Below are 14,813 nucleotides of genomic sequence, written 5' to 3'. Positions count from 1 at the left end.
GCTAATAAGATAAGTGGAGGGAGATCGTTATGTATACAGGGAAAATCCGCCAGATTCTTCTTATAACCGATGGCTGTTCAAATCAGGGAGAGGATCCAATTGCGATTGCCGCCCTAGCAAGGGAGCAAGGGGTAACCGTAAACGTCATCGGTGTAATGGAGCAAGATGTGATTGATGAAAAAGGAATGACGGAAATCGAAGGTATTGCCATGTCAGGCGGCGGGGTCAGTCAGATTGTCTATGCCCAGCAGTTGTCACAGACAGTGCAAATGGTTACAAGAAAAGCGATGAATCAAACCATCCAAGGGGTCGTCAATCGGGAATTGCAGCAAATTTTAGGACGCTCGAAAACAATGGAGGACCTGCCGCCGGAAAAACGGGGCGAGGTCATGGAGGTTGTCGATGAACTAGGAGAAACTGTCGAACTGGAGGTGTTGATTCTTGTCGACACCAGCGCCAGCATGAAACATAAGCTTCCGACCGTGAAAGAAGCACTGTTTGACCTTTCTTTAAGCTTGAATGCACGTACAGGGGAAAATCAGTTCTCTGTTTACGTATTTCCCGGGAAAAGGAATGATGTCGAAAAATTGCTCGATTGGACGCCAAACCTGCAAAATTTGACAAGCGTGTTTTCCAAGCTGTCGACGGGAGGAATAACCCCCACCGGCCCGGCACTCAGGACGGCCTTATCCTCATTTAATCAAAAACCATCATTAAGGAGCTTGCTGGCAAGTGATGATGAATCATACTTGGAAGACTCAGTATAGGATTAGTCCCGGAACCGTTATAAAAGGGAAATGGCATTCTAAGCAATATGTGATTATAAAGGAACTGGGATTTGGCGCCAATGGAGTGGTCTACCTTGCCAAGCATAACGATACTCAGATAGCGTTGAAGATGAGCGATAACAGTATGTCGATTACCTCTGAGGTAAATGTGTTAAAATCCTTTGCGAAGGTCCAGGGGCCCCCAACCCTCGGGCCTTCTTTGTTTGACGTGGACGATTGGCACAGCAGCTATGGCCGTCTGTCCTATTATGCGATGGAATATATCCACGGTCCCGATTTGCTCGCATTTATTCAGAAAAAAGGAAAAGCGTGGGTGCCGGTGTTATTTTTGCAACTGCTTAGCGATTTGGACAAACTCCATGAAAATGGCTGGGTGTTTGGCGATTTGAAACCGGAGAACCTGATTGTCACCGGTCCCCCGCCGACAATCAGATGCATCGATGTGGGCGGTACGACGATTCAAGGGCGGGCGATCAAAGAGTTCACCGAGTTTTACGATCGTGGCTATTGGGGATTGGGCTCGCGGAAAGCTGATCGAGGCTATGATTTATTTGCAGTGGCGATGATGATGATTAATACCGCCTATCCTCAAAGGCTCACGAAGACAACAGGCGGGTTGGCTCAGTTAAAAGAAGCAATCAGGCAAAAGCCAGAGCTGAAACGATTTGAAAAAGTCATTTTAAAAGCACTCCAGGGCCATTATCAGACAGCAGGGCAAATGAGAGTCGATTTATTGGCTGCAATGAGTGACCAAAAAAATTCACATAACAGTACCAAAACTGCAGGTGTGTCTACTGCGGGGTCGAAGCGTCCGGCAATGCAGCAAGCTGCGGGAGGCGGACCGATGTCAAGGCAGCAATATCGGAAAAAGAAGAAAAAAAGCGGCTGGATGGAATTTTTCTTTATCAGCATCGTTCTTTGCGTCCTATATAGCATGTACATTTTTTTAAAATTGCTATAAACGTTGAAACTTATTTTGCTTTCATTCGTATGAATGGAAACACCTAATGGTTAATTAAAATTCTTCAATTGGCAAGCCTATGTTTTGATAGTAATTTAACATAAGTGGTATTCTAAGTAGAAAGACGGAAGCAACACGGTATGGACTGTGTGCTTTCGCCTGATATTCGAACTTTGTAGCAAGCAGGGTGTAATGATATGTTGGAAGTGAAGGTTGAGGCCTTTCTCAAACGCCGTTCGTTCAAGCTGGAAAATAAAAAAATCGTTGTTGGGGTTTCGGGAGGGCCTGACTCTTTGGCACTGCTTCACTACCTAAACCAAACTAAAGAAAAAAGACATCTGACCATTATCGTGGCCCATGTCGACCATATGTTTCGCGGTCAAGAGTCGTTTGAGGACGCTTTGTTTGTTAAGGAATATTGTGAAAAAATAGCGGTCCCTTTTGAGATGGTGCGAATCAATGTCCCGGAAAAAATGAAGGCTGAAGGGAAAAGTTCCCAGTCTGCAGCAAGAGAGGCAAGATATGATTTCTATAGAAAAGTCATGGAGCGTTATCAAGCCCCGTATTTAGCCCTTGGCCATCATGGCGACGATCAGATGGAAACGATGTTGATGCGTTTTACCCGGGGCAGTACAGGGATGGCAAGGGCAGGGATTCCGTTCTCACGCCCCTTTGGCCAAGGAACCATTTTTCGGCCATTTTTGTGTTTAACCAAAAATGAAATTCTTGAGTATTGTGAGAGGCACCGACTTACCCCGAGAATCGACCCGAGCAATAACAAGGACACTTACAGCAGAAACAGGTTCCGTCATAAGGTTCTTCCTTTTTTAAAAAATGAAAACCCTCTTGTTCATGAGCATTTTCAGCGCTTTGGCGAGGAATTGCAAACAGACGAAGCGTTTCTGCAGGAATTAACGATCGAAAAAATGAATACAGTAGTGAAAAACAAAGAAATAGGCAAAATAATCATTGACATTGCTGAATTCCTTGAAATGCCTTTACCTTTACAAAGGAGAGGGATTCAACTAATATTAAACTATCTTTACAAGGAAAAACCGGCCGCTCTTTCCGCTGTACATATTGATCAGATTTTTTACTTAATCAACTATGGCGGACCGTCGGGAGAACTGGATTTACCGGGTGACCTAAAGGTATATCGGTCTTATCGTGAGCTGCTGTTTCAATTTCAGCATCTCAAGGTGGAAAAGTACTCAATCCAACTCAACGGGCCGGGGTCAGTAAACCTCCCAAACGGAGTGCTTACTGCCGAATATTCAAAGGGCAATATTCAAGATACGAAGGCACATACTGCTCTATTTTCTGTAGAGGCGGTCCAATGGCCGCTGATTATTCGTACCAGACAAAGTGGGGACCGAATGACATTAAAAGGGATGACAGGTTCAAAAAAGTTAAAAGATATCTTTATCGACCAAAAGATCCCGATGTATGACCGTGACCTCTGGCCTGTCATTACGGATAGAAACGGAAGCATTCTCTGGCTTCCAGGTTTGAAAAAATCATCATTTGAAGGAATTGAGAAAAAAGAAAAACCATATATACTACTCAAATATGTAGGTAATGATCTTCTAGGGGGCACATTGGATGATGAACCAGGATATTGAAAAGGTGTTAGTTTCGGAAGAAGAAATTCAGGAAAAGATAAGGGAACTGGCCACACAATTAACAGAGGAATATAAGGACCGCTTTCCACTGGCCATCGGTGTCCTTAAAGGCGCAATGCCGTTTATGGCGGATTTGCTGAAACGCATGGATTGCTATTTGGAAATGGATTTCATGGATGTATCAAGCTATGGAACCGCGTTAAAATCTTCCGGAGAAGTGAAGATTCTAAAGGATTTGGATACCTCTGTCGAAGGACGGGATATCCTGATTATCGAGGATATCATCGATAGCGGGTTAACCCTAAGCTACTTGGTGGATTTATTCCGCTACCGTAAGGCCAAATCAATTAAAATCGTCACGCTGCTCGATAAGCCAAGCGGCAGGAAAAGCCAAATCAAAGCGGATTATGTCGGTTTTATCGTACCGGATGAGTTTGTTGTTGGGTATGGCCTGGATTACATCGAAAAATACCGGAACCTTCCATATATCGGGGTATTGAAACCCGAAGTATACAGCAATAATCAATAACCTAATTCAGGTTTTCCGATAATGCTAAACGTCCCGGTCACCAAGGGCTATTCCTTGAATTAACAAGATTTTCTATGATACTATTTAATGTAGTTTTTACCCGCGGGAGGAGGTAAGAGATGAATCGGATTTTCCGTAATACCATCTTTTATTTATTGATATTTTTAGTCATTATAGGTGTAGTCAGTTTCTTTAACGGAAACAATGAGCCAACCGACCAAATCTCATACGACAAGTTTGTTGAACAATTGGAAAGTGGCGAAGTTAAGTCATTTACAATGCAGCCGGAACGGGGCGTGTTTGAGATACGCGGTGAGCTGGAAGCAAATAGTAAGAAATTCATCACTTATATACCAAACGGGGAGAAGATCCTTGACACCGTTCAAAATTCCGATGCAAAAGTGGACGTTATGCCTGCAAAAGAAACGAGCGGCTGGGTTACCTTCTTCACATCGATTATTCCGTTTGTGATTATCTTTATTTTATTTTTCTTCTTGCTTAACCAGGCGCAAGGCGGCGGCAGCCGGGTGATGAACTTCGGCAAGTCCAAAGCAAGGCTCTATAACGATGACAAGAAAAAAGTCCGTTTCAGAGATGTCGCCGGTGCAGATGAAGAAAAGGCCGAATTGGTCGAAGTGGTTGAGTTTCTAAAAGACCCGCGGAAATTTGCTGAACTTGGCGCACGTATCCCTAAAGGCGTTCTGTTAGTCGGACCTCCGGGTACCGGTAAAACATTATTGGCCCGTGCTGTTGCCGGTGAGGCAGGCGTACCGTTCTTCTCGATCAGCGGATCTGATTTCGTTGAAATGTTTGTCGGGGTCGGTGCATCCCGTGTCCGTGACTTGTTTGAAAATGCAAAGAAAAATGCTCCATGTATCATCTTTATCGATGAAATTGATGCCGTAGGGCGCCAGCGTGGTGCCGGTCTTGGCGGCGGACATGATGAGCGTGAGCAGACACTGAACCAGTTGTTAGTTGAAATGGATGGATTCGGAGCCAATGAAGGAATCATTATCATTGCTGCGACAAACCGTCCGGATATTTTGGATCCAGCGTTACTCCGTCCGGGGCGTTTTGACCGTCAAATTACCGTTGACCGTCCAGATGTCAATGGCCGCGAGGCGGTCTTAAAAGTACATGCCCGCAATAAGCCATTGGATGAGGCGGTTAATCTGAAAAATATTGCCATGCGTACCCCAGGATTTTCGGGTGCAGACCTTGAGAACCTGTTAAATGAAGCAGCCCTAGTGGCCGCACGACAAAACAAAAAGAAAATTGAAATGGTGGATATTGACGAGGCCACAGACCGTGTGATTGCCGGTCCGGCGAAAAAGAGCCGTGTGATCTCTGAAAAGGAGAGACGGATCGTTGCCTTCCACGAAGGCGGCCATACCGTTATTGGCCTAGTGTTGGATGAAGCGGATATGGTCCATAAGGTAACGATTGTGCCTCGCGGTCAGGCAGGCGGTTATGCTGTCATGCTTCCAAGAGAAGATCGTTATTTCATGACAAAGCCGGAACTGCTTGATAAGATTGTTGGCCTATTAGGCGGACGCGTGGCAGAGGAGATTGTCTTTGGTGAAGTTAGTACTGGGGCACACAATGACTTCCAGCGTGCGACAGGCATTGCCCGCCGCATGGTAACCGAATTCGGAATGAGCGATAAGCTTGGACCGCTGCAGTTCGGTCAACAGTCTGGCGGTCAGGTATTCCTTGGACGTGACCTTCATAATGAACAAAATTATTCTGATGCGATTGCCTATGAAATCGATTTGGAAATACAACGGATTATTAAAGACTCCTACGAACGATGCAGACAGATCCTTACCGAGAATCGCGATAAGCTTGATTTAATTGCGAAAACGCTCCTTGAAGTGGAAACATTAAATGCTGAACAAATTAAGTATTTAATCGATAATGGCCGCTTACCGGAAAATCCGGAGGAACTTAAATCTGTTGTAGTCGACATGAAAAAGGCCGATGATGTGAAAGTAAACATCAATGCAAAAAAGGATGAGAATTCTTCTGAAGAAAGCTCATCAGATGATACAAGCAAATAAATTCAGACGAGAGTGCTTCGTAAATGAAGCACTCTTTTTTTTCGCAATAGGCTATATTATGTTATTATGTTTGCATGTGGAATATGAAAAATCCGATAAAGTGAGTGATAGATGTGATTTTGGTTATTGACGTGGGAAATACTAATATTGTTTTGGGCGTATATGACAATGACGAACTGAAATACCACTGGCGGGTCGAGACAAGCCGCAACCGGACAGAGGATGAGTTCGGGATGAACATCAAGGCGTTATTTGATTTTTCAGGACTGAAATTTACTGATGTAAACGGCATTATTATTTCTTCCGTTGTGCCGCCGATCATGTTTGCGCTGGAAAGAATGTGTCAAAAGTATTTCCACGTAAAACCATTAGTTGTCGGACCTGGAATCAAAACAGGGTTAAATATTAAATATGAGAATCCTCGGGAAGTGGGGGCCGACCGCATCGTCAATGCGATTGCCGCGATTCACGAGTACGGCAGCCCGCTGGTAATCGTCGACTTCGGTACCGCGACAACCTATTGTTATGTAAATGAACATGGCCAATATATGGGCGGCGCGATTGCTCCTGGGATTGGCATCTCGACAGAGGCTTTATATTCAAGGGCGGCTAAATTGCCAAGGATTGAAATCGTCCGCCCTGAAGGGGTAATCGGCAAAAATACAGTGGCAGCGATGCAGGCTGGCATAGTCTATGGATACGTCGGCCAAGTTGAGGGTATTGTCAAACGAATGATGTCTCAAAGCGAAAAAAAACCTACGGTCATTGCTACTGGGGGTCTAGCTAGTTTAATTGCGCAGGAATCAACGGTTATTGATGTTGTTGATCCTTTCCTAACATTAAAAGGGTTACAGCTAATTTATAAACGAAACATGGACAACTTAAGAAACAGCAGCGAGAAAGGGGTTTAATATGAGCGATTATTTAGTAAAAGCACTCGGATTTAACGGCAGCATTCGCGCCTATGCTGTCACTTCAACCGACACAGTCAGCGAAGCGCAGCGGCGCCATCAAACCTGGAGGACCGCATCGGCAGCACTAGGGCGGACATTGACAGCAGGGGTAATGATGGGGGCTATGCTAAAGGGCGACGAAATGCTGACCATTAAAATAAATGGCGGCGGTCCGCTTGGGCCCATTTTGGTCGATGCCAATGCCAAGGGCGAAGTGCGTGGTTATGTCACAAACCCGCAGGTGGATTTTGAAGCTAATGAACATGGCAAGCTCGATGTCCGCCGCGCGGTCGGCACTAATGGTTTGTTAGCGGTGGTAAAGGATATCGGAATGCGTGACTTTTTCTCCGGGCAGGTTCCGCTAGTATCAGGTGAGCTTGGTGAGGATTTCACCTATTATTTTGCGACCTCGGAGCAGACTCCGTCCTCTGTTGGCGTCGGGGTATTGGTCAATCCGGATGATTCCATTTTGGCAGCCGGCGGATTCATCCTTCAAATTATGCCGGGAACAGACGATAAAATTATCACAAAGCTCGAGGAGCGGCTAAAAACGATACCGCCCGTATCAAAACTAGTCGAGCAAGGCTTGACCCCCGAACAATTATTGGCGGAGCTTTTTGGAGATGAGCCTGTAAAAGTCCTTGAAACCCTGCCAGTCAAATTTCAATGCACCTGCTCCAAGCAGCGCTTTGCAGATGCAATTGTCGGACTAGGTGCCCAAGAAATTACCGCCATGATTGAAGAAGACGGCAAGGCCGAGGCCCACTGCCACTTCTGCAACGAAAAATACCAGTTTTCAAAGGAAGAATTGGAAGAGCTAAGAAACGAGGCCAAATAAAAGTTGCGATTAAGGGGAGATCAGGTTGGGGAAGAAGCAGCTTTGGATGGTAATTGCAGGCCTTATTATGCTAAACTGTGTAACCTTTGTCTTTTTTCTATCAAAGTCGGGTGAGGTTGGCGGTGCGGCAGCTGAGGAAGCGGTGGCTACCATCGGAAAAAAGAAAATTACCAGGCAGGATTGGCTTCACGAATTAGAGACACGCTACGGCAAGGATGTCTTAAGGGACCTAATTAATCAGCAGGTCGTTCAGGAAATGGCGAAAAAAGAAAAGATAAAAATATCCGATCAAGAGGTCGAACGGGAATTTCGAATGCTGCAGGCGACCAATCATTCGGTTGGCCCCAATTCCAAGCTTGATGAAAAAAAGTGGAAAGAACAAATCCGCAACAACCTGCTGCTGGAAGAGCTTTTGACAAAGGACGTCAACATTTCCGAGAAAGAAGTCAAAAGCTACTATGATAAAAATAAACATCTATTTGATGTCCCGGAAGCCTATCATGTATCGCATATCCTGGTAAGAACAAAAAAGGAAGCCGACGCGGCCTATAATGAACTGAAACAGGGCTCGAGTTTTTCCGCATTGGCAATGGAGCGGTCCGTTGATGAATTTTCCGCGAATGAAGGCGGCGATCTTGGTTATATTACAGATGGGGACGAGCAGTACCCAAGAATTTATATAGACACGGCGAAAAAGCTAAAAAAGGGCAAATATTCAACGCCGGTTCAGGTGGACAACGCCTATGTACTGCTGAAGCTGGAAGGGAAAATCAGCGGGAAAAAGTATTCCTATGAAGAAGTTAAAAGCCAAATCCGCCGGCAGATTGCCTTGGAACAAATGAAAACCCCAGCCTCTGCCACAACCTTCTGGAAGGAAGCGAAAGTGGACTGGTTTTACGGAAAAACTAAAGACGAAAACTAAAGCACAGATTCCTATTCTGTGTTTTTCTTTATACAAAAAATTCACAAATTTCCTGGGGCAAAATCATTGACAAAACGAGTTTATAACTGGTATTTTGAATATATTAATAAATCCAATAAAATTACTCGGAATAGAGTGAAATGGGGTGCCAACAAATGGTTCGTGTAGCAAATTCAATTACTGATTTAATCGGGCAAACACCGATTGTAAAGCTGAACAGAATTGTCGATGAAAATAGTGCAGAGGTTTACTTAAAGCTTGAATATTTTAACCCAGGCAGCAGCGTAAAAGACAGAATCGGTTTGGCCATGATTGAAGCAGCTGAAGAGCAAGGCCTAATCAAGCCAGGAGTCGATACCATTATTGAGCCAACCAGCGGAAATACTGGAATTGGTTTAGCGATGGTGGCAGCAGCAAAGGGCTACAAAGCCGTGTTTGTTATGCCAGAAACGATGAGCTTAGAAAGACGCAACCTGCTTCGTGCTTACGGTGCCGAGCTTGTGTTAACTCCAGGACCTGAAGGCATGAAGGGAGCAATTGCCCGAGCTGAAAGCTTAGCTGCTGAAAAGGGCTATTTCATGCCGCAACAATTTAAAAACTTTGCAAATCCGGAAGTTCACCGCAGAACAACAGGCAAGGAAATTGTTGAACAAATGGATCAGCTTGACGCATTTGTTTCCGGGATTGGTACGGGCGGAACCATTTCAGGTGCAGGTAGTGTCATTCGCGAGAAATTCCCTAATGCAAAAATTGTTGCAGTGGAGCCAAATGATTCTCCGGTTCTATCGGGCGGCAACCCTGGCCCGCATAAGCTGCAAGGTTTGGGCGCCGGCTTTGTTCCTGATACGTTAAATACAAATATTTATGATGAGATCATTAAAATCACTACCGAAGAAGCGTTCGAAGCATCTCGCCATGCAGCTCGTGAAGAAGGAATTCTTGGCGGCATTTCTTCTGGAGCAGCAATTGCTGCAGCCTTACAGGTAGCGAAGCAATTAGGGAAAGGCAAAAAGGTGTTGGCTATTATCCCTGATAACGGTGAGCGTTATTTAAGTACCCCACTTTACCAATATGATGCAGAGTAATGACTTGTGAAAGGGCGTCGGCCATTGCCGGCACCCTTTTTTTGTATCCAATAATGTTTTTAATGTATGATAAAATAAGTTTAAAATTTTTCGAGGGGGAAATGGGATGAATGCAGCTAATGAACCGGCAATCAAGTGCGGTCCATACACGTTAAATACGAAGAAAAAAACCATTATCATGGGAATCCTCAATGCCACTCCCGATTCCTTTTCAGATGGCGGGCGATTTAATGACATGAATCGCGCTGTTGAACATGCACAGGAAATGGTGGAAAATGGTGCGGATATTATTGATGTCGGGGGTGAATCGACCAGACCGGGCTTTGCTGCCGTTTCTGCCGAGGAAGAGCTGGAACGGGTGATTCCGATCATACAGGCTATTGCGAAGCATGTCAAAGTCCCAATCTCAATTGATACCTATAAAGCGGAAGTGGCTAGACAGGCGATTGCGGCTGGTGCTCACATTATTAATGACATTTGGGGCGCAAAGGCAGATGAGCAAATGGGAGCGGTGGCAGCGGCGGCCAATGTTCCGATTATTCTAATGCACAATCGCCGTGACCGAAATTATAATCTATTTATGAGGGATGTCCTCAATGATTTATATGAAAGCATTGCCATTGTGAAAAATGCAGGAGTGAAGGATGAAAATATCATTCTCGACCCGGGCATCGGTTTTGCTAAGGACTATCAGGAAAACCTGTTGATGATGCAAAATTTGGACAAGCTCGTTAATCTTGGTTATCCGGTTCTTTTGGCTACTTCAAGAAAAACGATGATTGGACAGGCATTAAATCTGCCGGTCAGCGAAAGAATGGAAGGCACAGGGGCCACGATTTGTTACGGAATTCAAAAAGGATGCCAAATGGTACGTGTTCATGATGTCAAAGAAATGAGCAGGATGGCCAAAATGATGGATGCCCTAATGGGGAAAGGTGAACTTGATGGATAAAATATATGTGAATGGAATGCAGTTTTACGGCTACCATGGCGTTTTTCTGGAAGAAACGCGCCTTGGGCAGCGGTTTTCTGTGGATTTATCCGTTTCGCTTGATTTGAAACAAGCGGGGGAAACCGATGAACTGGAGCAAACGGTTAGTTATGCGGAACTATACCAAGTTTGTCAAGAAATTGTCGAAGGCAAGCCGTATAAGCTGGTTGAAGCCGTTGCTGAAAAAATTGCCGCTAATGTGCTGGCGGGATTTCCTTTGATTGCCGAAGTCACGGTGAAGGTAATTAAGCCTGACCCGCCGATTCCCGGTCATTACAAATCAGTAGCTGTAGAAATTACAAGGGGAAGATAAAAGTGGAAAATACAGCACTTATTGCTATTGGCTCCAACATCGGAAACCGTTATGATAATATGATGAATGCCATCAAAATATTGACCGGCACGCCTAATATCCGGTTAGTAAAATGCTCCTCGATTTATGAAACCGACCCAGTCGGTTATGAGGAACAGGATTTATTTTTAAATATGGTAATTGAGGTCAACACAGCTTTAAACGCAATGGAATTGCTTGACAGATGTTTAGAGACTGAGTTGGACCTTGGCAGAAAAAGGGAAATAAGGTGGGGTCCACGGACAATTGACCTTGACATTTTGACCTTTAATCAAGAAAATATTGAAACAGAGAAGCTGGTTGTTCCGCATCCACGAATGTTGGAGCGGGCATTTGTCATGATTCCACTCCATGAAATTAAGTCTGATCTTCGTATCTCGGCGATGGAAAAGCCTCTAGACGCATTAATCAACGAATTACCAGATAAAGAAGGAGTCCGATTATGGAAGCGGAGAAATGGGGAAGACGTATTCGCGCCTATCGAAAGCTAAAAGGGTATACCCAGGAAAGCTTTTCAAAGGAGTTGGGCGTCTCGGTATCGATTTTAGGAGAAATAGAGCGGGGTAATCGTTTGCCTGCGGAGGACTTGCTAAAGAAAATTACCCAAAGCTTAAAAATAAGTATTGATGATTTGGCACCAAAAGAATAGATTTCGAAATACTCCAGGATAGGAGGTTATACAATGCTGAAAATTGGCGATATTGAATTGAAAAATCCTGTTGTCCTGGCGCCGATGGCTGGCGTTTGCAACTCGGCCTTTCGCCTAACGGTCAAGGAATTTGGCGCCGGATTGGTTTGTGCCGAAATGGTCAGCGATAAAGGAATCGTGTTCAAAAACGAAAAAACGATGAATATGCTATATATCGATGAACGTGAAAAGCCGCTAAGCCTGCAAATTTTTGGCGGCGAAAAAGAAACGCTTGTCGAAGCTGCCCGGTTTGTAGATAAAAACACCAACGCCGACATTATCGATATCAATATGGGTTGTCCGGTTCCAAAAATCACAAAATGCGATGCCGGAGCAAAATGGCTGTTGGACCCAAACAAAATCTATGAAATGGTTTCAGCCGTTGTCAACGCGGTTGAAAAACCGGTCACCGTAAAAATGAGGATGGGCTGGGATGAGGACCATATTTACGCGGTGAAAAACGCCCAAATGGTCGAAAAGGCCGGCGGGAAGGCGGTTGCCCTCCATGGCCGTACTCGTGTTCAAATGTACGAAGGAAAGGCGAATTGGGACATTATGCGCGAGGTTAAGCACTCGGTAAACATTCCCGTCATTGGTAACGGTGACGTGCAAACACCTCAAGATGCAAGGCGAATGCTAGATGAAACAGGTGTCGATGGCGTGATGATCGGCCGTGCGGCACTAGGGAACCCTTGGATGATTTACCGTACTGTTCAATACCTTGAGACGGGCAAATTAATGGGGGAACCATCCGTTCGTGAAAAAATCGATGTCTGCATTCTTCACTTGGATCGCCTGATTGCGCTTAAAAATGAAGACATTGCCGTTCGTGAAATGCGCAAGCATACGGCTTGGTACCTAAAAAGCGTCCGCGGTAACGGCAAAGTGCGCAATGCTATTAATGAATGCCGGACTCGCGACGAGCTGGTCTCCCTGCTGACTGACCTTGTCATTGAAGCGGAGGCGGAAGAGGCGAGCCAGGCAATTGTTGGCTAATATTTGACATAGACAGTGTCATTACCTATAATAATTTTGTTTACAATGCAAGCTGCCAGTGGGAAACTGGCAGTTTTTATTTTATTTTAGATGTCTGAATCTCTGAGATTGTGTAAAATAATAGAATGTAAAGACAGGTATTTTACGCAGGTTTTATCCCACATTAACGGGCAGTAAAACCCCCACTGATTGAAGTTTCACTTTATAGCGTTTTACATAATATAGACAGTATTGGAGTTGATTAGTCGTGAATCATGAAGAGTTAAATGACCAATTAAGGGTCAGACGGGAAAAAATGCAAACGATGCGTGAAAATGGGCTTGATCCTTTTGGCAAGCGATTCGACAGTTCCCACAATACCCAAGAACTAGTTGAACAATACAATGAAATGGAAAAAGATGAACTAGAAGCAAAGAACATTTCTGTTACGCTTGCCGGAAGAATTATGACAAAGCGCGGCAAAGGGAAGGCAGGCTTTGCCCATATCCAGGACTTAAAAGGCCAAATCCAGATCTATGTCCGCCAGGATGCAGTTGGTGAGGATCAGTATGGAGTATTTGATTCAGCGGACCTTGGCGATATTGTCGGCGTCCACGGCACTCTATTTAAAACAAAAGTAGGCGAGCTGTCTGTCAAAGTTGAAAACTTTGTATTCTTGACCAAGGCACTACGTCCGCTGCCGGACAAGTTCCACGGCTTAAAGGATGTTGAACAGCGTTATCGCCAACGCTATTTGGATTTAATCATGAGCCAGGAAAGCCGGGAGACGTTTATTACCCGCAGCCGTATCATACAATCCATGCGCCGTTACTTGGATGACCACGGGTACTTGGAAGTGGAAACACCTATGATGCATGCCATTGCCGGCGGTGCTTCTGCTCGTCCGTTTATCACTCACCATAATGCGCTTGATATGGAATTATACATGCGGATCGCCATCGAACTGCATCTAAAGCGGTTGATTGTCGGCGGTCTTGAGAAAGTATATGAAATTGGCCGCGTGTTCCGTAATGAGGGTGTGTCAACCCGTCACAATCCTGAGTTTACAATGATTGAGCTTTATGAGGCGTATGCTGATTACCGCGATATTATGAGTTTGACAGAAAACTTGATTGCTCATATTGCCCAAGAGGTATTAGGAACAACTACGATTCAATATGGAGAATATGAGGTAGACCTTAAGCCGGAATGGAAGAGACTCCATATGGTCGATGCGATCAAGGAATACACTGGTGTTGATTTCTGGAAGGAAATGAGCGTCGAGGAAGCACGACAGCTTGCCAAAGACCATGGCGTTGAAATAACTGATCATATGCTTTATGGCCATATCGTCAATGAATTCTTTGAGCAAAAGGTCGAGGAAAAATTAATCCAGCCAACCTTCATTTATGGCCATCCGGTGGAAATCTCGCCGCTTGCCAAGAAAAATGAAGAAGACCCGCGCTTCACAGATCGTTTTGAATTGTTTATTGTCGCCCGCGAGCATGCCAATGCATTCACGGAGCTAAATGATCCAATTGATCAGCGTGAGCGTTTTGAAGCGCAGCTAAAAGAGCGCGAGCAGGGCAATGATGAGGCCCATATGATGGATGAAGATTTCATCGAAGCGCTGGAGTACGGCATGCCGCCAACAGGAGGCTTGGGAATTGGCATTGACCGTCTAGTAATGTTACTAACCAATTCGCCGTCCATCCGCGATGTATTGTTATTCCCGCTTATGCGTCATAAATAATATTTTTTTAAAAAAGTGCCATTTACCGGCACTTTTTTTTGTATATTTGTGATAAAAAATGCGAAAATTAAAACTTATGATTAATGGAGAAAAAACTATTGCACGAAATTATTAATGGTGGTATATTAATATTCGTTGTTGCGAGACAGATTCTCTCCAACAAAAAGGAATAAAAAAAGTTGTTGACTTTCAGTTGATAACTTGTTATGATAAGAAAGTCGCTTTTACGAGCGAACATGATTGTTCTTTGAAAACTAAACAAACAAAAACGTCAACAATAAAAACATTCATTTCTT

General features: G+C 44.5%; 15 protein-coding genes. All 15 read left to right on the top strand.

Annotation, left to right across the window (positions count from 1 at the left end; all coding sequences use genetic code 11):
- The first annotated feature begins 29 nt into the window (after positions 1-29).
- The 15 genes from AR334_RS27800 to lysS all read left to right on the top strand — a co-directional run bounded on the left by AR334_RS27800 (position 30) and on the right by lysS (position 14,517).
- The gene (locus tag AR334_RS27800; protein ID WP_066321843.1) at positions 30-767 is read left to right on the top strand and encodes a VWA domain-containing protein; all 738 of its coding nucleotides are present in this window, start codon (positions 30-32) and stop codon (positions 765-767) included.
- Positions 736-1,749 carry a serine/threonine protein kinase gene (locus AR334_RS27795; RefSeq protein ID WP_066321839.1) on the top strand — a complete coding sequence of 338 codons (1,014 nt, stop codon included), beginning with the start codon at positions 736-738 and terminating at the stop codon, positions 1,747-1,749. The genes AR334_RS27800 and AR334_RS27795 overlap by 32 nt, the downstream gene beginning before the upstream one ends.
- Positions 1,750-1,946: 197 nt before the next feature.
- Complete coding sequence (gene tilS / locus AR334_RS27790; RefSeq protein WP_066321836.1) at positions 1,947-3,371, top strand: tRNA lysidine(34) synthetase TilS; 1,425 nt, start codon at positions 1,947-1,949, stop codon at positions 3,369-3,371.
- Complete coding sequence (hpt, locus tag AR334_RS27785; RefSeq protein ID WP_066321829.1) at positions 3,352-3,900, top strand: hypoxanthine phosphoribosyltransferase; 549 nt, start codon at positions 3,352-3,354, stop codon at positions 3,898-3,900. The genes tilS and hpt overlap by 20 nt, the downstream gene beginning before the upstream one ends.
- A gap of 119 nt (positions 3,901-4,019) precedes the next feature.
- Positions 4,020-5,960, top strand: a complete 1,941-nt coding sequence (gene ftsH, locus AR334_RS27780) for an ATP-dependent zinc metalloprotease FtsH (protein ID WP_066321828.1) — start codon at positions 4,020-4,022, stop codon at positions 5,958-5,960.
- Positions 5,961-6,073: 113 nt separating this feature from the next.
- On the top strand, positions 6,074-6,871 hold the full coding sequence (locus AR334_RS27775) for a type III pantothenate kinase (protein WP_066321827.1): 798 nt from the start codon (positions 6,074-6,076) through the stop codon (positions 6,869-6,871).
- Position 6,872: 1 nt separating this feature from the next.
- A complete protein-coding gene (gene hslO, locus AR334_RS27770) occupies positions 6,873-7,751 on the top strand; it encodes an Hsp33 family molecular chaperone HslO (protein WP_066321824.1) in 879 nt (292 codons plus the stop codon).
- A gap of 25 nt (positions 7,752-7,776) precedes the next feature.
- A complete protein-coding gene (locus AR334_RS27765) occupies positions 7,777-8,673 on the top strand; it encodes a peptidyl-prolyl cis-trans isomerase (RefSeq protein ID WP_066321822.1) in 897 nt (298 codons plus the stop codon).
- A gap of 155 nt (positions 8,674-8,828) precedes the next feature.
- Positions 8,829-9,758 (top strand): cysteine synthase A, encoded by a 930-nt coding sequence (cysK, locus tag AR334_RS27760; RefSeq protein WP_066321820.1) that lies wholly within the window; start codon positions 8,829-8,831, stop codon positions 9,756-9,758.
- Between the two features lie 106 nt (positions 9,759-9,864).
- On the top strand, positions 9,865-10,710 hold the full coding sequence (gene folP / locus AR334_RS27755; protein WP_066321814.1) for a dihydropteroate synthase: 846 nt from the start codon (positions 9,865-9,867) through the stop codon (positions 10,708-10,710).
- Positions 10,703-11,062: a dihydroneopterin aldolase gene (gene folB / locus AR334_RS27750; RefSeq protein ID WP_066321812.1), complete on the top strand. Its 360-nt coding sequence runs from the start codon at positions 10,703-10,705 to the stop codon at positions 11,060-11,062. The genes folP and folB overlap by 8 nt, the downstream gene beginning before the upstream one ends.
- Positions 11,063-11,064: 2 nt before the next feature.
- Positions 11,065-11,592: a 2-amino-4-hydroxy-6-hydroxymethyldihydropteridine diphosphokinase gene (gene folK / locus AR334_RS27745; protein WP_066321811.1), complete on the top strand. Its 528-nt coding sequence runs from the start codon at positions 11,065-11,067 to the stop codon at positions 11,590-11,592.
- The gene (locus AR334_RS27740) at positions 11,544-11,750 is read left to right on the top strand and encodes a helix-turn-helix domain-containing protein (protein ID WP_066321809.1); all 207 of its coding nucleotides are present in this window, start codon (positions 11,544-11,546) and stop codon (positions 11,748-11,750) included. The genes folK and AR334_RS27740 overlap by 49 nt, the downstream gene beginning before the upstream one ends.
- A 33-nt stretch (positions 11,751-11,783) precedes the next feature.
- Positions 11,784-12,785, top strand: a complete 1,002-nt coding sequence (gene dusB, locus AR334_RS27735) for a tRNA dihydrouridine synthase DusB (RefSeq protein ID WP_066321808.1) — start codon at positions 11,784-11,786, stop codon at positions 12,783-12,785.
- Positions 12,786-13,032: 247 nt separating this feature from the next.
- Complete coding sequence (lysS, locus tag AR334_RS27730; protein ID WP_066321806.1) at positions 13,033-14,517, top strand: lysine--tRNA ligase; 1,485 nt, start codon at positions 13,033-13,035, stop codon at positions 14,515-14,517.
- The last annotated feature ends 296 nt before the right edge of the window (positions 14,518-14,813 follow it).

The sequence above is a fragment of the Bacillus sp. FJAT-29814 genome, assembly GCF_001510715.1.
Taxonomy (GTDB): domain Bacteria; phylum Bacillota; class Bacilli; order Bacillales; family Cytobacillaceae; genus Neobacillus.
The sequence above is the reverse complement of the archived record's forward strand: the minus strand, read 5'-3'. Positions and strand labels throughout refer to the sequence as shown.